Source organism: Massilia sp. 9I (genome assembly GCF_902506415.1).
Lineage (GTDB): Bacteria > Pseudomonadota > Gammaproteobacteria > Burkholderiales > Burkholderiaceae_D > Telluria.
In genome coordinates this window covers 1,799,963-1,819,517 of sequence record NZ_LR733275.1, presented here as the reverse complement: position 1 = coordinate 1,819,517, position 19,555 = coordinate 1,799,963, and the positions used below count along the sequence as shown (strand labels likewise).

The following is a 19,555-nucleotide window of genomic DNA, read 5'->3' as shown; positions in this document are numbered from 1 at the left end:
AGTATGTAAGAAAGGGATTACAAAACGACAAAGGCGGGACAGCCAAAGCTTTACCATTCGATCAAGTTTTACCTTGCGTGTCCATCCCCCGCCGCACTTCCTCCGCTTCCGCGTCGCCTTTTTCGATCGCCTGTTGGTACTGCTCTTTCTGCTTCTCGACCGTATGCGGCGGCAAGGGCGGGATGTTCGGATCGACCAGCACCTCCAGCACGAACGGCCCCTGCGCCGCCAGCGCCCGGTCCCAGGCGGCGCCGAGCGCTTCCGGATCCTCCACCCGTTCGCCGTCGAGCCCGAGCAGGCGCGCGTAGGCGGCGTAGGAAAAATCGGGCAGCTGCTGCGAAGGCTCGTATTTCGGTTCGCCCTGCTGGCCGCGCTGCTCCCAGGTGACGAAATTCAGGTCGCGGTTGTTCAGCACCAGCACGATGAAGGTCGGGTGGGTCCAGCGCTCACGGTGCCAGGCGACCGACATCAGGCCGTTGATGCCGTTCATCTGCATCGCGCCGTCGCCGGCCAGGGCGATTACCGGCCGGCCCGGGTGCGCCAGTTTCGCCGCCAGCGCATAGGGCACGGCCGAGCCCATGGTGGCCAGGCCGCCCGAGAGCGAGGCCAGCATGCCGCGCCGGATGCGCAGGTCGAGCGCATACCAGGCCGCGGCCGAGCCGGAATCGGCTGCCAGTATTACCTCATCGGGCAGGCGCGGCGACAGCTCCGTGAACACGCGCTGCGGATTGATCGGCTTGGCCGGCTCCAGGGCCTTTTCGCCGAGCACGCGCCAGCTGTCGGCGACGTTCTGCTCGATCCGGTCGCGCCAGGAACGGTCCTGCTTGCGTTCCAATAGCGGGATCAGCGCGCGCAGGCTGGCCCTGGCGTCGCCGATCAGGTTCGCTTCCATCGGATAGCGCAGGCTCAGCATGCGGCCGTCGATATCGACTTGCACCCCGCGCGCCTGTCCTTCGGGCGGCAGGAACTCGGCATAGGGGAAACTCGAGCCGACCATCAGCAAGGTATCGCATTCCTGCATCATGTCATTGCTGGCCTGGGTACCGATCACGCCGATCGAGCCGGTCACGAAAGGCAGGTCGTCCGGCAGCACTGCCTTGCCCAGCAGGGCCTTGGCCACGCCCGCGCCCAGCAGCTCCGCCACCTCGACCAGCTCGTCGTGCGCACCGTGGGCGCCTGCGCCGGCCAGGATCGCGACCTTGCTGCCGGCGTTGAGGATGGCCGCCGCCTCGCGCAGTGCGTCTTCAGGCGGCACCAGCGCGCGGCTGGCGGGCGCAGCGCCGGAAAAGGTATAGCCGTGCTCGCGCGGCGGCATCGGCACCGCATCTTCTTCCTGCAGGTCGTTCGGCACGATGATGCAGGTGACGCAGCGCTCGCTCTGCGCGATGCGCACGGCGCGGTCGACCAGGTGGCGCACCTGCTCGGCCGTGGTGGCCATCTGCACGTACTCGCCGGCGACGTCCTTGAACAGCGCCATCAGGTCGACCTCCTGCTGGTAGTTGGCGCCGAGGGCGCTGCGCTTTTGCTGGCCGACGATCGCGACCACCGGCTGGTGGTCGAGCTTGGCGTCGTACAGGCCGTTCAGCAGGTGGATCGCACCGGGTCCGGAGGTGGCGAGGCACACCCCGACCTCGCCGGTGAACTTGGCGTGGGCGCAGGCCATGAAGGCGGCCATCTCCTCGTGCCGTGTCTGGATGAACTCGATGGATTGCTGGCGTCCAAAGGCTGCCATGATGCCGTTGATGCCATCGCCCGGATAGCCGAAGATGCGCCGCACGCCCCAGCCGTGCAGGCGTTCAAGCAGGAAATCGCCAACCGTTGCCATTCGCTCCCCCGTCAAGGTGCGCACGCCCACCGGCGGGCATGCAGGAGCAGGCTAAGCGCTTACAACCGGAGCCACCGTGCGCTGGCGCGCATAGTGTGCTAGAGCCGCGCGCCCAGCTTGGGATCGGCGATCAGGTGGCCGCCGGACAGGCTGACCGGCACCGCGCCCTTGGCCAGCATGCGCGCGATCGCGCGGTCGCCGTCGCCCGGGGCTACCTCGACGGCGCGGGTGCCGTCCAGCGCCAGCAGTACTTCGAAGCCGGCCCCGATCCCGTCCAGTACGGTATTAAGCACGCAGTAGTCGGTGGCCAGGCCGCACACCGTGAGACGGGAGATACCCTCGGCGAGCATGCTGCGCGCCAGGCCCGTGCCATTGAAGGCCGAGTAGGCATCCTCCGCCGCGGTGGTGGCCTTCGACACGATGATGGCATCGTCCGGCAATTGCAGCGCGCCGCTGAACAGCGCGCCTTCGGAATCGGCCACGCAGTGCGGCGGCCAGGGCCCGCCCTGGGCCGAGAACGAGCAGTGGTCGAGCGGGTGCCAGTCGCGCGAAGCGTAGACCGGCAAGCCACGCTCGCGATACAGCGCGACGAGTGCGTTGATGGGCGCGACCACGAGGTCGCCGCGCGGCACCGCCAGGCTGCCGCCGGGAAGGAAGTCGTTCTGCAGGTCGACGATCAGGAGGGCGTCGCCCTTGCCGAGCACGATGGCGCTCATGGAAGCAGTCTTTCGCAAAGCCGCCGCCCGGGATGGCCGACGTTCGCCCTCAAGCTTATCACGGCCCTGTAAAGCAGGACGCCCGGCCCCCTCGCGGGGACCGGGCGTCCTGAGTACGCTAGCGCGCGATTACTGATTGTTCAGCAGCGAGCGCTGGCGCGCGTACAGGAAGTACACCGCCAGGCCGATCGCCAGCCAGATGACGAAGGCTACCCAGGTGTGCCAGCTCAGGAAGGACATCAGGCTCACGCAGAAGATGATGGCCAGGGCCGGGATCACCGGCACGCCCGGGCAGCGGAAGGCGCGCGGCAGGTCCGGACGCTTCTTGCGAAGGATGATCACGGCCAGCGAGACCAGCGAGAACGCGGCCAGGGTGCCGATGTTGACCAGTTCGGCCAGCACGTCGAGCGGGACCAGCGCAGCCAGGATGCCGAACACGATGCCGACCATCCAGGTGGCGAAGTACGGGGTGCCGTATTTCGGGTGCACTTCCGACAGCTTGCTAGGGAGCAGCCCATCGCGCGACATGGCGAACAGGATGCGGGTCTGGCCGTAGGCCATCACCAGCATCACGGTGCTCATGCCCAGGATCGCGGCCAGGTCGACGAAGCCGGCAACCCAGTCCTGGCCGGCGTACTGCAGGGCCAGCGAGACCGGGTGGTCGACGCCCTTGAAGTTCATGAAAGGCACGATGCCGGTCATGATGGCGGCAACGATCACGTACAGCACGGTGCAAACGGCCAACGAGCCGATGATGCCGATCGGGAGGTCACGCGACGGGTTCTTGACTTCCTCGGCGGCCGAGGTCACGGCGTCGAAGCCGATGAAGGCGAAGAACACCAGCGCGGCGGCGCTCATCACGCTGCCGAAGCCGAAGGGCATGAAGGGCTGCCAGTTCTCAGGCTTGACGTAGCTGACGCCGACCACGATGAACAGGATCACGACGCTGGTCTTGATGATCACCATGATGTTGTTCAGGCGCGCCGATTCGCGCACGCCCCTCGACAGGATCCAGGTCAGGAACATCATGATCAGGAAGGCCGGCAGGTTGAACAGGGTGTTCACGCCCGGCTGGGCGCCCGGGGCCGCGCGCAGCGCTTCCGGCAGCACGATGCCAAAGCCCTTGATCAGCGACTGGAAGTAGCCCGACCAGCCCACCGCGACGGTCGAGGTGGCCAGGCCATATTCGAGCAGCAGGTCCCAGCCGATCATCCAGGCGACGATCTCGCCCAGGGTGAAGTAGCTGTAGGTGTAGATCGAGCCGGCCACCGGCACGCTCGAGGCGAACTCGGCATAGCACAGCGCGGCGAAACCGCAGGCGAAGGCGGCGACGATGAAGGAGAGCGTCAGGGCCGGACCAGCAGTCACCGCGCCGGTACCCGTCAGGACGAAGATACCGGTGCCGATGATGGCGCCGATGCCCATCAGGACGAGGTCGAACGGGCCGAGTACCTTCTTGAGGCCGCCCGGCTTCTGGGCCGCCGCGACCATCGTATCAAGATTTTTGGTTCTGAAAAGACTCACTACTTGTTCTCCAATCAATAAATAGGTTGGTTCCGCGTCTTTATTGTGCCGGGACACTGTATGCCCGCGGTAGCGCGTTGCCATGCGGCCGGTAGACCGCATGCTGACCCGTGAACCGACTTCGCCATACTGCTGCTCGCTGCATGCTCGGACAATGCCGCAGCCGTGACATTATCACCAGATTGTTGTTTGGAATCAAAGTAAATGATGAAAGTCGAATAATTCCCTTATTTCAATCGAAAAACCACGTTCGTTGCGTAAACATCTTGTGACATGTGCGGTGCTTGATTTCCACAAGTCAACAGAACATAATCTGAAGCATGCCGTCGGCCTCCCGCCGCCCGCCCTACTTTCAGCACCCGACCACATGACGATCCCACTGGCATCCCGCAAGGCAAGGCGGGCATGGCGCAGGGCCCTCCCGGCCCTGCTGCTGGCGTTGGCATCCAGCATGGCGGTGCCTGGCGTGCTGGCGGCGCCGGACGCGTCGGTGACGGCCGAACTGCGCCTGCGCGAACTGACCCAGCTGGCGGAGCGCAACAACCCCGAGGCGCGCAGCCTGCTGCTGGAAGAAGCCCCTGCCTTTACCAAGGGCGCGCCCTACGCCGTCCAGGTTGCCTATTTGCGCCTGCTGCGCCGTATCCACAGCGATGCCGGCCAGCTGGGCGAGGCCTATGCGGTCGACGAACGCATCATCAAGCTGGCAAGCGCCGAAGGCGACGCCCTGCAGGTGGCGCTGGCCAGCCTCGGGCGCGTGCACAAGCGCCTCAACGACAACGATCCGGCCGCGGCGATGGCGATGCTGGAAACCCTGAACACCCAATACCGCGCGCTCGGCAACACCGAGTTCGAGGCCAATGCGGAAGTGGCCTACGGCGTCATCTACAACACCACCGGCCAGCATGACCGCGCGCTGGCGCACTACCTGCGCGCGCTCGATCTGGTGCAGCGCTTCCCCGAACTGTGGAGCCCGCGCGAGGCCGACCTGCGGCTGGCGCTGGCGCGCCTGTACGTGAACAGCGGCGACTCGGTCAAGGCGCTCGAGAGCACCCACGCCTACCGCCAGGGTCACGAGAAGATGACGCCGCGGGTCGAGGCCCTGATGTACTTCATGGACGGCCGCGCCTACGTCTCGCTGGACCAGCTGCCGCAAGCGCACGCCGCCTTCAACCGCGCGCTGGCGCTGGCGCGCCGCAACGACCTGCGCTGGATCGAGGCCAACGTGCTGGGCAACGTCTCCGATGCCTGGCTGCGCGGCCATAATTACGTCGAAGCCGAACGCGCCGCACGTTCCGCCGTCGCGCTGTCCGAACAGGTGCGCGACCAGAGCGTGATCCAGATGGTCTACGCCAACCTGGGCTTCGCGCTGTTCGGCCAGGGCCGCATGGCCGAAGGTTCCGTCTACATCGACCGCACCACGCAGGAGCTGCGCAAGGCCGGCGCCATGCTGGCGGTCTCGAATATCCTGGCCGAAAAGAGTGAAGCGCTGGAAAAGGCGGGCCTGCACAAGCAGGCGCTGGCCACCGTGCGCGAACGCGAGAAAATCCAGGAAACCCTGGCGGTCGAGGGCCGCAACAAGGCCTTCGCGGCCCTGCAGGAACAGTTCAACGCCAAGGAGCGCGCCGCCCAGATCGAGCGCCTGCGCCAGGAAAACGCGGTCAAGGACGCCGAGATCCGCAACCGCAACCTGCGTTTTGCGCTGGCCTCGCTGGGCGCCGTGCTGGCCCTGGTGCTGCTGGGCTTCGTCTTCATGCTGTACCGGAAATCGCAGGCCACCGGCCGCCGCCTGGCGGAACTGAACGCCGAACTGGCGCACCGCTCGGCGCACGATCCGCTCACCGGCCTGTTCAACCGCCGCTCCTTCGTCGACCGGATGCGCGAGCAGCCGCCGGCGGCGCCGGGCGCGGCTCCAGCGACGGCCAATGACTGCTTCACCCTGCTCGACATCGACCACTTCAAGCGCATCAACGACCAGTACGGCCACGCCGCGGGCGACGCAGTATTGGTTGAAGTAGGCCGCCGCCTGAACGAGGTGGTGCGCGAGACCGACATGGTGCTGCGCTGGGGCGGCGAGGAATTCCTGGTGTATTCGCAGGGCGTGTCCGACGCCCAGCGTCCGCTGCTGGTGCAACGCATCCTGAATGCGATCGCGGCCGCGCCGGTGGTACTGGAAGACGGCACCGCGCTGGCCGTGAGCGCCACCGCCGGCGCGGTCTCGCTCGCGCCCGGCGCCCGTGCGCCCTTCGGCTGGGAGCAGGCAATCGCCCTGGCCGACCGCGCGCTCTACAAGGGCAAGGAAGCGGGCCGCAACCGCGGCTTCATCGTGGAAGGCATCGAAGGCGCCGACAGCCTGGCGCAGGCGCAGGACGTGGGCGAAGAACGCAAGCTGCGGCTGCACCTCGTGTTGCCGGATATGTACTGGCAGCCGGGTTAAGCCTTAGGTCCCGCTGCGGCTGAGCGCACTGCGCGCCGCCATCGCCACCACCGTCTGCACCAGCACCGCCGGCCGCAAAGGCTTGGCCATGTACTCGTCAAACCCCGCCTCCAGCGCCCGCTGCTGGTCCTCGCGCCGCGAGAACGCGGTCAGCGCGATCGCCGGCACCCGCGCCAGCGCGCGTTCAGGCATGGCGCGCACGCGCCGGATCAGCTCGAAGCCGTCCATCAGGGGCATGCCGATATCGCTGATCAGGAGATCCGGGCGATGGCGTTCGAGCATGCGCAGGCCATCGCCGGCGCTCATCGCGGTCACGATGCGGGCCCCGGTCTCGGACAGCACCTGCTGCAGCAGCTCCAGCGAATCGGGTTCGTCGTCCACCACCAGCACGGTCAGGCCGGCCAGGCTGCCGCTGCTCGACTCGGCGTGTTCGCTTGATGGCGGCGCGGTCGGCGCCGCGGTCGGTTCGATGGCGGTCGCGCCCTCGTGGATCGGCAGGTGCAGCGTGAAGGTGGCGCCGCGCCCCACCCCGCCGCTGGCGACCGTGATCGCCCCGCCCTGCAGCTCGACCAGCTGGCGCGCGATGGCCAGGCCCAGGCCCAGGCCGCCGTGGCGCCGCGCGGACGAGGAATCGGCCTGGCGGAAGCGGTCGAACACATAGGGCAGGAATTCCGGATCGATGCCCATGCCGGAATCGGCCACGTCGATCGAGACTTCGTCGCCGTCGCGCGTCACGCTGACGGAGACGCGGCCGCCCGGCTCAGTGAACTTGATCGCGTTCGACACCAGGTTCGACATCACCTGCTGCATGCGCGCGGGATCGGCCATCACCGGCCCCGCATCGTAATCGACGTCCGCCACCAGGTGGATCTGTTTGCCGATCGCCGCCGGGCGCGCGGTCTCGAGCGCGGCGTTGACGAATTCGGCCGGCGTCACCGCTTTGGCTTCCACTCTGATTTTTCCGGCGATCAGGCGGCTCATGTCCAGCATGTCTTCGATCAGCTGCGACTGGGCGCGCGCATTGCGTTCGATGGTCTCCAGGCCGCGCCGCAGCATGGCCTCGTCGCGCGCCCCCTGCAGCAGCAGCTGGGACCAGCCCAGCATGGCGTTGAGCGGCGTGCGCAGCTCGTGCGAGAGCGTGGCCAGGAACTCGTCCTTCAACTGGCTCAGGTGCTCGGCCTCGACCCGCGCCTTCTGCTCGCGCAGGTAGAGCTCCTGGCGCTCGGCGGCGGTCTCGAGCGAGGCGGCCAGCGTCCGGTTGCGCGACTCGAGGCGGCTATCGAAGATGGCGGCCAGCAGTGCGATGCTGAGCACCGCGAAGGTCGCCACCGCGACCAGGATCGCCAGATGGTCCTGGTTGACGCCGCCGTCGGCGGCGCGGCACACGCTGCCGGCGTCGAAGTGCGCGGCCGCCATGCCGGTGTAGTGCATGCCGGCGATCGCACCGCCCATGACCACCGCGGCGCCGACCTGGGTCAGGCGCCGGTGACGGTCGCTTTCGCTCAGACGGAAGCCGATCCACAAGGCGCCGGCCGAGGCGCCGATCGCGATCGCGACCGAGCCCAGGAACAGCCAGGGATCGTAGGTGATGGCGGGATCCATGCGCATGCCGGCCATGCCGGTGTAGTGCATGGCGTTGATGCCCAGGCCCATCAGGACCGCGCCCCAGGCCAGGTGGCGCCCGCCCAGCTCGCGGTGGCGCAGCTGCCACAATGCCAGGCCCGACACCACCACCGGCAGCAGCCAGGACACGAAAGTAATCAGGGGATCGTAGGCCAGCGGCATCGGCAGGCGGAAGGCCAGCATACCGATGAAGTGCATGGCCCAGATGCCGCTGCCCATGGCGAAGGCGCCGCCGGCCATCCAGGCGTGCGGCGCAGAACCATGCGACTGCTTGACCCGGAGCGCCATGCTCAGGGCCGTGTAGGAGGCGAACATCGCCACCAGGATCGATAGGAACACCAGCGTGGGTTGGTAATGACCGATCAGCATAGGAGGTAGTGGGTTTCCTTCGTCTGCCGCAGCGTGCGGCTGCGTTCCTGGCGCTTCCGAGTGTACACGAGCGCACTGCCGGCAGGCGCTCCCGAATCGGCTTTTACCGAGCCGCGTGAGCGGTTCAAAAGCCGTTCGCTACTTTCTCTACAGCAATTCTACAGGATCGCGGCAGACTTGGCGCACGAACGAGGCGCGGGCGCCACAGGGGCCGCGGCGATGCGCTCAGGCCGGCGCCGCCGCGCTGTCGCCGTCGGCCACGACCCGGTCGCGCCCGCCCCGCTTGGCCGCATACAGGGCCTTGTCGGCCGCCTCGATCAGCAGCGCCGGTTCGTTCAGGCGCTCGCGGTCGAAGGCCGCCACCCCGATGCTCAGGGTCACCCAGGGCCGCACCGCCGTGGGCGCATGCGGCATGTTCAGCGCCGCGATGTGTTCGCGTATCGCGTTGGCGTGGGCGCGGGCCTGCTCCAACGTGGTGTCGGGCAGGATCGCGGCGAATTCCTCGCCGCCGTAGCGCGCCGCGACGTCGGCCGGGCGCTTGCACATGGCGGCCAGCGCCTGCGCCACCGCGGTCAGGCAGGCGTCGCCTTCCTGGTGGCCGAAGTGGTCGTTGTAGGCCTTGAAGGAGTCGATGTCCATCAGCAGCAGCGCCAGCGCGCCGCCGTTGCGCTGGGCCCGGCGCAACTCCCGGTCGAGGGCGACGTCGAAGTGGCGGCGGTTGGCGATGCCGGTCAGGCCGTCGATGTACGAGCGGGCGCGCAGCGCTTCGGCGTGGTCGAGCAGACGCCGCTCGCGGTCGGCGGTTCCGCTGACGTCGCGGATTTCGATCAGGCAGAAACGCTCGCCGCCTTCGCTGAAGGGCGTCACGCTGACCGCCTGCTCGATGCGCTCGCCGTCGAAACTGCCGGCTGCGCGCAGCGGGAACGGCGCGCGGCCACTCGATGGCGGCACGGTGGTGGCGAGGTCCTCGGTCAGCGCCGCCAGCACCGCCGACTCGACGCGCGAGCCACGCAGTTCCGGGAAGACCTCGAACAGCGAACGCTCGCGCACGCGGGCGGCGGCGTAGCCGGAACGCGGCGCCATCCAGCCATTCCAGAGCACGATCTCGTAGCCGGCGTCGAGCACGATCAGGCCGCAGTTGGCAAGGTTGACGGCGCGCGCGGCAAACTCGCTGCCGTGTTCGGGCTGGATGTTCATGGCCAAAAGAATGATGTCAGAAAGAAACTAACTGATCATACCCGAGTTTGCCCCGGCGATGTCCTCTTTTAGCCTTCACCCCTCGGCGTGAAAGAAAGAAGCTGCGCCAGCTGCTCCGGCGAGGCCGGCTTGAGCAGATGGTGATCGAAGCCGGCTTCGCGCGAGCGCACCCGGTCCTCCGCCGCGCCCCAGCCGGTCAGCGCCGCCAGGCGCAGGCCATCGAGCTGCGGCAGCGCACGAAGCGCGCGCGCGGTCTGGTAGCCATCCATGCCCGGCATGCCGATATCGAGGAAAGCCAGGTCAGGCGCAAAGGACGGCGCCAGGCGCAAGGCTTCGCCGCCGTCGTACACCGTGCAAACGGTATGTCCGGCCGCCTCGAGCAAGGAGGCGAGCGAATCGGCCGCATCGGTATTGTCGTCAACAAGCAGGATGCGCAGTCCCTGCGCCTGGATGCCCGGGTCGGCGGCTGTAGCGGCCGGCGCCGGCGGGGGCGCGGCAACGGCCTGCGCTACCGGCAGGCGCACGGTGAAGCTGCTGCCCTGTCCCGGCCCACGGCTCTCGGCGCCGACGGTCCCGCCGTGCAGCGCCACCAGGTGCCGCACCAGCGACAGCCCGATCCCCAGGCCGCCCTTCGAGCGGTCCAGGCTGCGTTCGACCTGGGTGAACATGTCGAAGATCGAAGCGATGGCCTCTGGTGCGATGCCGATGCCGGTGTCCGACACCCGGATCAGGACCTCCCCGCCTTCGAGTTCCGCCTCCACCGCGATCCGGCCGGCGCCCGGGGTGTACTTTGCAGCATTCGACAGCAGGTTGCTGAGCACCTGGCTCATGCGCACCAGGTCGACGTCCAGCCACACCGCCTGCTCCGGCATCCGCAGCTGCAGCGTGTGGTGCGCCGCTTCGAGCAGCGGCAGGCTGGTCTCGACCGCGCTGGCGACGACCGCCTGCAGGGTGATCCGCTCGACCTTGAGCACCACCTTCCCGGTCGAGACGCGGGCGATGTCGAGCAAATCGTTGACCAGGTGGACCATTTGCCCGACCTGGCGTTCCATCATCGCGCGGACTTTGGCCGTCGCAGCCGGCTGGCCTTCGCTGATTCGCAGCACTTCCAGGCCGTTGCGGATTGGCGCCAGCGGATTGCGCAGCTCGTGCGCGAGCGTCGCCAGGAATTCCGACTTGTGACGGTCGGCCTCGCGCAGCGCCTCGGTCGAGCGCACGCGCTCGATGTGGGCCCAGCAGCGTTCGACGACTGCGTCGACCAGCGCGATCTCGTCCTCGCTCCAGCGCCGCGGCGTGCGCTGATGTACCGCCATCAAGGCAACCAGCCTGTGCTGCTTGACCAGTGGGCAGCAGATGATGGCCTTGATGCCGATCTGATTGAACATGTCGGCGCCGTCGTCCGGTGCGAGTTCGGCATCGACGTCGTTCACCACGAGGGTGCGTCCGACCCGAAGATTGGAAGTCGCGCGCGAGCCGAACAGGTCCAGCGAATAGACGCCGACCGTGCTGAAGGCGCCCGGCTCGGTCCAGTCGTGGCGAATGGTGAAGCGGTCGTTGTCCGGTTCCAGGTCGGCGTAGGCGACCCGGGTTGCGCCCAGGTGTTCGCCCAGCAGCCGGGTGGCGCCTTCCATGATGGCCTTCGGCTCGGCCGCAATGCGCGTGGCCTCGCCGATGTCGTCGAGGAGGCGCAGGCGCTCCTCGACACGCCGGCGTTCGGTGGCGTCGGTGCCGGTGGCCGACAGGCAGGCCACCCGCCCTGCTTCGTCCAGAAGCGGCGCGATGGTCATGTCGGCGTAGCCGCGCCCCCCCGTCTGCATCGAAGTAAGGAAGCTCACAGCGGAACACGGCGCCGCTCGCCGCTTGCGCCACGCCTGCGCGCACCTGTTCGATCAGCGCCGGCGCGCCGCGCCACCAGCCTCCGTCCCATAAAAATCCACCAAGCACGTCGGCGCGCGTATAGCCCCATGGAGCCAGGGCCTGCCGATTGACCTCGATCACGGTGCCGTCGGGCGCAAGCAGTGCCGCGTACTGCGTGCTCTGCTCGAAAAAGGCGCGAAACATGGCGGCGTGGTGGTACTGGTCGTTCAAGTGCTGTCCTGGTTTGTGCGGCGGCCCATGCCTCCGGACCGCCACCTTAGCACTACTCCGTACCAAAAGTGGCATTTACAAAAAATAGACAATCGTGATTATTCGTGAGCCTTGGAGCATATCTTTCCGGATAGGATCAAGTCTTTGGTGCAGTCCGCCGGGCTGCAAGCGAGGCTCCACATGGGCGAACGGAAGGAACAAGCAATGGCTGGCAAGATGATGGGTGAAGAATTCGGTATCGATATGGTCGGTACGGACGCGGCAGGCGCCGAGCTGGCCGCAGTCACGGCGTCCGCCAACGCGCCCTGGCCCGCCGCGCCGCATGAACTGCGCCGCCTGCGCATCCGCAAGCGCGAGAGCCAGGAGAAATTCTGGAGCCGCTTCGGCGTCACCCAGTCGAGCGGCAGCCGCTTCGAGACCGGCGTCGTGATCCCGCCGCCAGTCGCCATCCTGCTGCGCCTGTACGTCAACGGCACCCTCAACGACGAAGACCTGCACGGCTGATCACCCTCCCCCGGGCCGGCTGCTGCGCGTTCCAGCAGGCGGCCCCAGGATTACTTCCGGTTTTATGAAGTAATAGTTCCGTATTCTTCGCTTTTCCCGGACCTGCCGGGTGCGTTATCCTTATGGATGAGCAGTGGCGGCCATCGCGCCGTCCTGCCGCATTTCGATAACGCACTCAGGATCCATGAAACGCATCGTTCTTCTCGTCGCCACCAACTTCGCCATCATGCTGGTGCTGGGCATCTCCGCCAGCCTGCTGGACGTCAATCGCTTCCTCACCGCCAACGGCCTGAATCTCGGCGCCCTGCTCGTGTTCGCGGGCCTGATGGGCTTCGGCGGCGCCTTCATTTCGCTCCTGATCTCCAGGCCGATGGCCAAGTGGTCGACCGGCGCGCGCGTGATCAAGCAGCCGGCGAACCAGACCGAGGCCTGGCTGCTGTCCACCGTCGGCGCGCAGGCCCGGCGCGCCGGCATCGCGATGCCGGAAGTGGCGGTGTATGAAGGTGCGCCGAACGCCTTCGCCACCGGCGCCTCGAAGAACGCTTCCCTGGTCGCGGTGTCCACGGGCCTGCTGGCTTCGATGACGCAGGAAGAAGTCGAGGCGGTGCTGGCGCACGAAGTCGCGCATATCGCCAACGGCGACATGGTAACCCTGACCCTGATCCAGGGCGTGGTGAACACCTTCGTGATCTTCCTGGCGCGCGTGGTGGCCTACGCGGTCGACAGCTTCCTGCGCAAGGACGAAGAAAACAGCAGCGGCCCGGGCATCGCCTATACCATCACGGCGATCGTCTGCGATATCCTGTTCGGCATCCTGGCCAGCATCATCGTGGCCTGGTTCTCGCGCCAGCGCGAATACCGCGCCGACCGCGGCGCCGCCAGCATCATGGGCACGCCGCGCCCGATGATCGCGGCGCTGCAGCGCCTGGGCGGCATTGCGCAGGGCGACCTGCCGAAGAACATGGCGGCGTCGGGCATCGCCGGCGGCGGCGTGCTGTCGCTGTTCAGCAGCCACCCGTCGTGCGAAGATCGCGTCGCTGCGCTCCAGCGCGCATAAAAGAAAGGGATTCGGGCCAGGATGCGTTATTCGTCACTCGTGCTGCCGGTGCTGTTCGCGATCGCGCTGGCGCTGCTCCTGCAGCACTTCCTCGGCTCGCTGGCCTGGGCCGGCCTGCTGGCAGTCATCACCTGGCCGCTCCATCAACGCCTGCAGGCGCGCGGCCTGCCGCGCCTGGCCAGCGCCAGCGTCCTGCTCGCCGTGCTGGTGGTCGGCTTCTTCGGGCCCTCGCTGCTGCTCCTGAAGGCCCTCGGCAACGAGCTGGTCGGGCTGCAGCGCCTGCTGGCGGAACTGAACCAGGTCGGCGTCGCCGCGCCCGAATGGCTGGCGCGCCTGCCGGTGGTGTCGGAACGCGTGATCGCTTGGTGGAACGAACACCTGGCGGTGCCGGGCGGCCTGAATGCCCTGATCCAGACCACGCTGGGCGACGTCATGCCGCAGCTGGGCGGCGCCGCACGCTTCTGGGGTTCGGCGATCCTGGCCAATGCGCTCTACCTGTTCCTCACGCTCCTGACCCTGTTCATCCTCTACCTGCACGGACCGGCCGTGGTGCGCTACGTCGATGGCGCGGGAGTGCGCGTGCTGCCCGAGCATTACGGCAACCTGCGCCGCATCCTGCCGCTGTCGGTGCGCGGCACTGCGCTCGGCCTGTGCTCGGTGGCCTTGCTCGAGGGCGTGGTGCTGGGCGTGGCCTACTACATCGCCGGCGCCCCGGCCCCGGCCCTGCTGGGTGTGCTGACCGGTTACCTGGCCCTGATCCCGGGCGGCGCGCCGCTGTCCTTCACCATGGTGTCCTTGCTGCTGCTGGGCCAGGGCAATGCCGGCGCGGCGCTGGGCCTGTTCACCTGGGGCGCGGTGGAGCTGTTCATGGTCGACAAGTTCATCCGCCCGAAGCTGATCGGACATCGGGTCAACCTGCCCTTCCTGGCGGTGCTGTTCGGACTGCTGGGCGGCGTATCGACGCTGGGCGTGATCGGCCTGTTCGTCGGTCCGTTCATGATGGCGGTGCTGTTCGGCTGGCTGCGCGCCGGCCAGGCACCTCACTGAACGGCGCCCACAATGCAAAAGGCCCGCAGCGTTTGTCGCTGCGGGCCTTTTTCTGTTCTGGTGGGAAGTGCAAGTTTCGAACTTGCGACCCCTGCAGTGTGAATGCAGTGCTCTACCCCTGAGCTAACCTCCCGAGTGCGCGTATTATGCACTATCCCTTGAGTTTCATCAATATGAAACCGCAATGACAAGCTGGTTTGGAGTGTTTCATTGAACGGGACACCCATGAGCGAAGCTGCGATCCCATTGCCCAAGCGGCGCATGCTGGCGCTGGGCCGGGTCAAGCGCAGCGACGTGGTCTACGACCTGGGTTGCGGCGCCGGCCGCACAGTGGCCGCCCGAGCAGATCGTCCGCATACGCGACAAGACCTTGTATGCATGGACCATCACGCCCGACCTCCAATGGACCGTGACGCAGCGATGAAAAAAAACGCTGCCCACTTGCGCGGACAGCGTTCTTTTCGAATCTGGTGGGAAGTGCAAGTTTCGAACTTGCGACCCCTGCAGTGTGAATGCAGTGCTCTACCCCTGAGCTAACCTCCCGAAGCGAGGCATATTATGCCACAGGATCACTCTGCCGTCACCCCTGCCGGCGAATAATTCCGCCAGACGCAGCTGCCTTTCACATTCTTGTCGAGTCCGGCCAGCACTTCCGCATGTGCAGCGAGCTCGTCGCCGCTTGCAGCCAGCACGATGATCTCGCCCAGCGGACCGGCATCGACCAGTTCACCGCCGGCGCTCGCTTCCACCGCCACGTCCATGGTCAGCGAGTTCTGGCCACGGGTCATCGCCAGGTACACGTCGGCCAGCAGTTCCGAGTCCAGCAGCGCGCCGTGCAGCTTGCGGTGGGCGTTGGAGATTTCGTAGCGGTCGCACAGCGCGTCCAGCGAATTGCGCTTGCCAGGATGGAGTTCCTTGGCATGCACCAGAGTGTCGATCACGCCGCTGCAGTGGGTGGTGAACGGCGGCAGGCCGAGGCGCTGGAATTCGTGGTTCAGGAAGCCCAGGTCGAAGGGCGCGTTGTGGATGATGACTTCGGCGCCCTGCACGAATGCGCGCAGTTCCTCGACAATCTCGTGGAACTTCGGTTTGTCGCTCAGGAACTCGGTGGTCAGGCCGTGCACCGCCAGCGCCGCTTCGTCCGAGTCGCGTTCCGGGTTGATATAGCGGTGAAAATTATTCCCGGTCAGCTTGCGGTTGAAGATCTCGACGCAGCCGACCTCGATGATGCGGTCGCCCGTGCGGGGATTCAGGCCGGTGGTTTCGGTATCGAGGACAATCTGGCGCATGGCGTAGTCTTACTGATGAGTTTGTAGCGAGCCGAAGTATAGCAAAGGCGGTCCGCTGCCGGACCGCCCTGTCGACGATTAACGACGCACCGATGCCGCGCCGCGGTTGGCCAGCACGTCGGCCCGCTCATTGCCCGGATGGCCGTTGTGGCCGCGCACCCAGCGCCACTCGACCGCGTGCTGCTGCTGCGCCAGGTCGAGCGCCTTCCACAGGTCGTCGTTCTTGACCGGCTCCTTGGTCGAGGTCTTCCAGCCGCGCGCCTTCCAGCCGTGGATCCATTCCGAGATCCCCTTTTGCACGTACTGGCTGTCGGTGTGCAGCACGACCTCGCAAGGCCGGTTCAGCACGCCCAGCGCTTCGATCACGGCGCGCAGCTCCATGCGATTGTTGGTGGTGTTCGGTTCGCCACCGAAGATTTCCTTTTCGTGGCCACCCGACACCAGCAGCGCGCCCCAGCCGCCGGTGCCGGGGTTGCCCTTGCAGGCGCCGTCGGTGAATATTTCGACTTTCGTCGAAGCGTTGCTGCTGTTTGCTTTTGGATCGCTCATTCTCTATTCGCCGCCGGCACTGCCGCCGGCCGTTTGCTCGTTTTCTTGTTCCATGCAGGTCCGATGATGTGCATGCCCTTGACCCGCTTGATGGCGTGGACCACGTACACGGCGCCCAGGTAGGGCCACCAGCGCCGGCCGGCCGACTCCATCATCGAGAACCGGCTCAGCCAATGGGCTGTCCGGCACGGCGGCGCGTAGCAGCCGAAGTGGCTGCGGCTGACGCCGAGATTCAGCAATTTTAACCAGTCCTTCAGGCGCGGCATAGAGATGAACTCGCCGGAAGCCGGCAGATAGCCGTTGCGCGTCACCTTGCCCACGCCCTGGCGCATGCCCCACAGGCTGGCCGGATTGAAGCCGCAGATGATCACCTGCCCTTCCGGAATCAGCACGCGCTCGACTTCGCGCAGCACCTGATGCGGCTCGGCCGCGAACTCGAGCACGTGCGGCAGCACCACCAGGTCGATGCTGTGCGAAGCGAAGGGCAGCTCGGCGAAGTCGAGCGCCACCGCGATCTGCCTGCCGCTCGCCGCGAAGGCGAGCTCGTCGTCGGTCGAGGTGCGGGTGGCCGCCTGCCACTTGTTGGGCATGCGGCTGGCCGCCAGCGCATCGAGTTGCGGCACGCCGATCTGCAGCGCGTTGAAGCCGAAGATGTCCGCCGTCAGCTCGTCGAGGCAGGCCTGCTCGAAGGCGCGCACGTAGGCGCCCGCCGGCGATTGCAGCCAGCGGTCGAGCGCTATAATGGATTTTTCCGATGCCGCGCTGTCCATGCCACCCCTTGAGCCTTCATTCATTTGACCACGCACCATGCCGAACCAACAGAACAGTGAACTGTCAGTCCTGACCGTTCCCGCCTTTAACGACAATTACCTGTGGGTGATCCATGATGGTCAGCATGCGGCGGTGGTCGATCCGGGCGATGCCGGTCCCATCCGCGACGCGCTGTCCCAGCACGGTCTTACCCTGACTGCCATTTTACTCACCCATCACCATGCTGACCACATTGGTGGCGTACCAAGCCTGCTGGCGCACACCCAGGTGCCGGTTTTCGGGCCCCGCTATGACGGAATCGAAGGCATCACGCAGGCGCTGGGTGAAGGCGAGCGCATCACTGTGCCGGGGCTGGCGCTGGAGCTCGAGGTGCTCGACGTGCCGGGCCATACGCTGGGGCATATCGCCTACGTGCGGCGCACGCCGGGCGCGCACTGGCTGTTCTGCGGGGATACCCTGTTCGCCGGCGGCTGCGGCCGCCTGTTCGAAGGCACGCCGGCGCAGATGGCGGACTCGCTCGCCAAGCTGGCGGCGCTGCCGGACGATACGCTGGTGTATTGCGCGCACGAATACACAGTGTCGAACCTGCGTTTTGCGCAGGCGGTCGAGCCCGACAACCATGGAGTGGCGCTGCGCATGCGCGACGCGACGGCCAAGCGCGGGACGCGCTTGCCGACGGTGCCGTCGACCATCGGCCTGGAGCGTGGGACGAATCCCTTCCTGCGATATACGGAGCCCGGGATCGTGAAGAGCCTGGTGGATGCGGGACGGTTGAAGTCCGGCGCATCGCCAGTCGACGCGTTCGCGGCGCTGCGCGAGTGGAAGAACGTGTTTTGAAACGTGGGCGGCATTGCCGCCCACGCGATGCACATCAGATCTCTTCGTACAGCGGCAGGGTCAGGAACTCCGCGAAGGTATCCGAGGTCGACATCTGCTCGAAGATCTCGGCCGCGCGCGCATAGCTCGGATTGTCGCCGTTCGCGGCCACCGCCTTCACCTTGGCCAGTTCTTCCGGGATCATCGCGCGCACCATCTCGGCAGTCACCTTGCGGCCATCTTCCAGCACGCCCTTCGGCGTGCGAATCCACTGCCACACCTGCGAGCGGCTGATCTCCGCGGTCGCGGCGTCTTCCATCAGGTTGTGGATCGGCACACAGCCATTGCCGGCCAGCCAGGCGCCCAGGTAGTGGATGCCGACGTTGATGTTGTAGCGCAGGCCGTCCTCGGTGATCGGGGTCTCCGGCTTGAAGTCGAGCAGTTCCGCAGCCGTCACCTTGATGTCGGGACGCTGCTTCTCGATCTGGTTCGGCTTGTCGCCCAGCACCTTCACGAACTCCGTCATCGCCAGCTCGACCAGGCCCGGGTGCGCCACCCAGCCGCCGTCGTAGCCATCGGTCGCATCGCGCGCCTTGTCGTTGCGCACGCCGCCCATCGCGACGTCGTTCTTGGCCGGGTCGTTCTTGATCGGGATCAGCGCCGACATGCCGCCGATCGCCGGTGCGCCGCGCTTGTGGCAGGTTTTGAGCAGCAGCAGCGCATAGGCGCGCATGAAGGGCGCGGTCATGGTGACCTTGGCGCGGTCGGCCAGGCAGAAATCCTTGTCCAGCTTGAACTTCTTGATGCACGAGAAGATGTAGTCCCAGCGGCCGGCGTTCAGGCCGGCGCTGTGCTCGCGCAGTTCGTACAGGATCTCGTCCATCTCGAAGGCCGCCAGGATGGTTTCGATCAGCACGGTCGCCTTGATGGTGCCGCGCGGCAGGCCGAGCGCTTCCTGGGTCATGATGAAGATGTCGTTCCACAGGCGCGCTTCCAGGTGCGATTCCATCTTCGGCAGGTAGAAGTAGGGACCGGCGCCGCGCGCCAGCTGCTCCTTGGCGTTGTGGAACATGAACAGGGCGAAATCGAAGATGCCGCCGGAGACGCGCTTGCCGTCCACCAGTACATGCTTCTCGTCGAGGTGCCAGCCGCGCGGACGCACGACCAGGGTCGCGACCTTGTCGTTCAGCTGATAGGTCTTGCCGTTCTGCTCCAGCGAAATGGTGCGGCGCACGGCGTCGCGCATGTTGATCTGGCCGGTGATCTGGTTGTCCCAGTTCGGGGTGTTCGAATCCTCGAAGTCGGTCATGTAGCTGTCCGCGCCCGAGTTCAGCGCGTTGATGACCATCTTGCGCTCGACCGGACCGGTGATTTCGACCCGGCGGCATTCCAGGGCCTGGGGGATCGGCGCGATCTTCCAGTCGCCGTCGCGGATGTGGGCGGTCTCAGGCAGGAAGTCGGGACGCTCGCCGGCGTCGAGGCGGCGCGCACGCTCGGCGCGGGCCGCCAATAACTCCTGGCGGCGCGGCTCGAAGGCGCGCGACAGCTTCGCGACGAGCTCGAGCGCCTCAGGGGTGAGGATCTGTTCGTAAGCGGGCTGGATGGTGGCCGTGATCTGCATGCCGGCGGGGGTGGCGATGGTCATTGCGTACTCCTGTAAGTGGGAAACCGGTGCGCGCCCGGCGCATGGCGCCTTGGCGTTTGTCATAGCATCAAGTATATTCACTTCAAGATAGCTAAACGATA

Annotated in this window: 15 protein-coding genes, 2 tRNA genes and 1 pseudogene; 5 read left to right on the top strand and 13 right to left on the bottom strand. The window is 66.6% G+C overall.

Going from position 1 to position 19,555, the window contains the following annotated elements; translation table 11 throughout:
* Nucleotides 1–61: 61 nt before the first annotated feature.
* The 3 genes from GV068_RS08245 to GV068_RS08235 form a co-directional block, all read right to left on the bottom strand.
* Nucleotides 62–1,825, bottom strand: a complete 1,764-nt coding sequence (locus tag GV068_RS08245; protein WP_159696865.1) for a thiamine pyrophosphate-requiring protein — start codon at nucleotides 1,823–1,825, stop codon at nucleotides 62–64.
* A 98-nt stretch (nucleotides 1,826–1,923) separates the two neighbouring features.
* Nucleotides 1,924–2,541: an isochorismatase family protein gene (locus GV068_RS08240; protein ID WP_159696864.1), complete on the bottom strand. Its 618-nt coding sequence runs from the start codon at nucleotides 2,539–2,541 to the stop codon at nucleotides 1,924–1,926.
* 129 nt (nucleotides 2,542–2,670) lie between these two features.
* Nucleotides 2,671–4,065: an amino acid permease gene (locus GV068_RS08235; protein ID WP_308637032.1), complete on the bottom strand. Its 1,395-nt coding sequence runs from the start codon at nucleotides 4,063–4,065 to the stop codon at nucleotides 2,671–2,673.
* Nucleotides 4,066–4,432: 367 nt separating this feature from the next.
* Here GV068_RS08235 and GV068_RS08230 point away from each other — a divergent pair, with 367 nt between their 5' ends.
* Complete coding sequence (locus tag GV068_RS08230) at nucleotides 4,433–6,499, top strand: diguanylate cyclase (protein WP_159696863.1); 2,067 nt, start codon at nucleotides 4,433–4,435, stop codon at nucleotides 6,497–6,499.
* 3 nt (nucleotides 6,500–6,502) lie between these two features.
* Here GV068_RS08230 and GV068_RS08225 read toward each other — a convergent pair whose 3' ends face one another.
* The 4 genes and pseudogenes from GV068_RS08225 to GV068_RS25465 form a co-directional block, all read right to left on the bottom strand.
* A complete protein-coding gene (locus tag GV068_RS08225) occupies nucleotides 6,503–8,491 on the bottom strand; it encodes an MHYT domain-containing protein (protein ID WP_159696862.1) in 1,989 nt (662 codons plus the stop codon).
* A gap of 225 nt (nucleotides 8,492–8,716) precedes the next feature.
* On the bottom strand, nucleotides 8,717–9,688 hold the full coding sequence (locus GV068_RS08220; protein WP_159696861.1) for a GGDEF domain-containing protein: 972 nt from the start codon (nucleotides 9,686–9,688) through the stop codon (nucleotides 8,717–8,719).
* Between the two features lie 68 nt (nucleotides 9,689–9,756).
* Nucleotides 9,757–11,523, bottom strand: a complete 1,767-nt coding sequence (locus GV068_RS08215; RefSeq protein WP_229463903.1) for an ATP-binding protein — start codon at nucleotides 11,521–11,523, stop codon at nucleotides 9,757–9,759.
* A 97-nt stretch (nucleotides 11,524–11,620) separates the two neighbouring features.
* Nucleotides 11,621–11,749, bottom strand: a pseudogene (locus GV068_RS25465) (PAS domain S-box protein); the annotation flags it as partial.
* Nucleotides 11,750–11,980: 231 nt separating this feature from the next.
* On the opposite strand from GV068_RS25465, the gene GV068_RS08205 reads away from it, so the two are divergent.
* From GV068_RS08205 to GV068_RS08195, 3 genes are all read left to right on the top strand, one after another.
* The gene (locus GV068_RS08205; protein WP_229463901.1) at nucleotides 11,981–12,280 is read left to right on the top strand and encodes a DNA-binding transcriptional regulator; all 300 of its coding nucleotides are present in this window, start codon (nucleotides 11,981–11,983) and stop codon (nucleotides 12,278–12,280) included.
* Nucleotides 12,281–12,464: 184 nt separating this feature from the next.
* A complete protein-coding gene (gene htpX / locus GV068_RS08200; protein WP_159696860.1) occupies nucleotides 12,465–13,337 on the top strand; it encodes a protease HtpX in 873 nt (290 codons plus the stop codon).
* A gap of 21 nt (nucleotides 13,338–13,358) precedes the next feature.
* Nucleotides 13,359–14,384, top strand: a complete 1,026-nt coding sequence (locus GV068_RS08195; RefSeq protein WP_159696859.1) for an AI-2E family transporter — start codon at nucleotides 13,359–13,361, stop codon at nucleotides 14,382–14,384.
* 58 nt (nucleotides 14,385–14,442) lie between these two features.
* Here GV068_RS08195 and GV068_RS08190 read toward each other — a convergent pair.
* The 5 genes from GV068_RS08190 to GV068_RS08170 form a co-directional block, all read right to left on the bottom strand.
* Nucleotides 14,443–14,517, bottom strand: a tRNA-Val gene (locus tag GV068_RS08190).
* 335 nt (nucleotides 14,518–14,852) lie between these two features.
* Nucleotides 14,853–14,927 (bottom strand) — tRNA-Val (locus tag GV068_RS08185).
* A 26-nt stretch (nucleotides 14,928–14,953) separates the two neighbouring features.
* Nucleotides 14,954–15,673, bottom strand: a complete 720-nt coding sequence (gene dnaQ / locus GV068_RS08180) for a DNA polymerase III subunit epsilon (protein WP_159696858.1) — start codon at nucleotides 15,671–15,673, stop codon at nucleotides 14,954–14,956.
* A 78-nt stretch (nucleotides 15,674–15,751) separates the two neighbouring features.
* A complete protein-coding gene (rnhA, locus tag GV068_RS08175; protein ID WP_159696857.1) occupies nucleotides 15,752–16,222 on the bottom strand; it encodes a ribonuclease HI in 471 nt (156 codons plus the stop codon).
* Complete coding sequence (locus GV068_RS08170) at nucleotides 16,219–16,992, bottom strand: class I SAM-dependent methyltransferase (protein ID WP_159696856.1); 774 nt, start codon at nucleotides 16,990–16,992, stop codon at nucleotides 16,219–16,221. Before GV068_RS08170 ends, rnhA begins: the two co-directional genes overlap by 4 nt.
* A gap of 37 nt (nucleotides 16,993–17,029) precedes the next feature.
* On the opposite strand from GV068_RS08170, the gene gloB reads away from it, so the two are divergent.
* On the top strand, nucleotides 17,030–17,830 hold the full coding sequence (gene gloB, locus GV068_RS08165; RefSeq protein WP_159696855.1) for a hydroxyacylglutathione hydrolase: 801 nt from the start codon (nucleotides 17,030–17,032) through the stop codon (nucleotides 17,828–17,830).
* 34 nt (nucleotides 17,831–17,864) lie between these two features.
* Here the strand turns inward: gloB and aceB are convergent, their stop codons facing one another.
* Nucleotides 17,865–19,454 carry a malate synthase A gene (aceB, locus tag GV068_RS08160; protein ID WP_159696854.1) on the bottom strand — a complete coding sequence of 530 codons (1,590 nt, stop codon included), beginning with the start codon at nucleotides 19,452–19,454 and terminating at the stop codon, nucleotides 17,865–17,867.
* Nucleotides 19,455–19,555 lie beyond the last annotated feature (101 nt).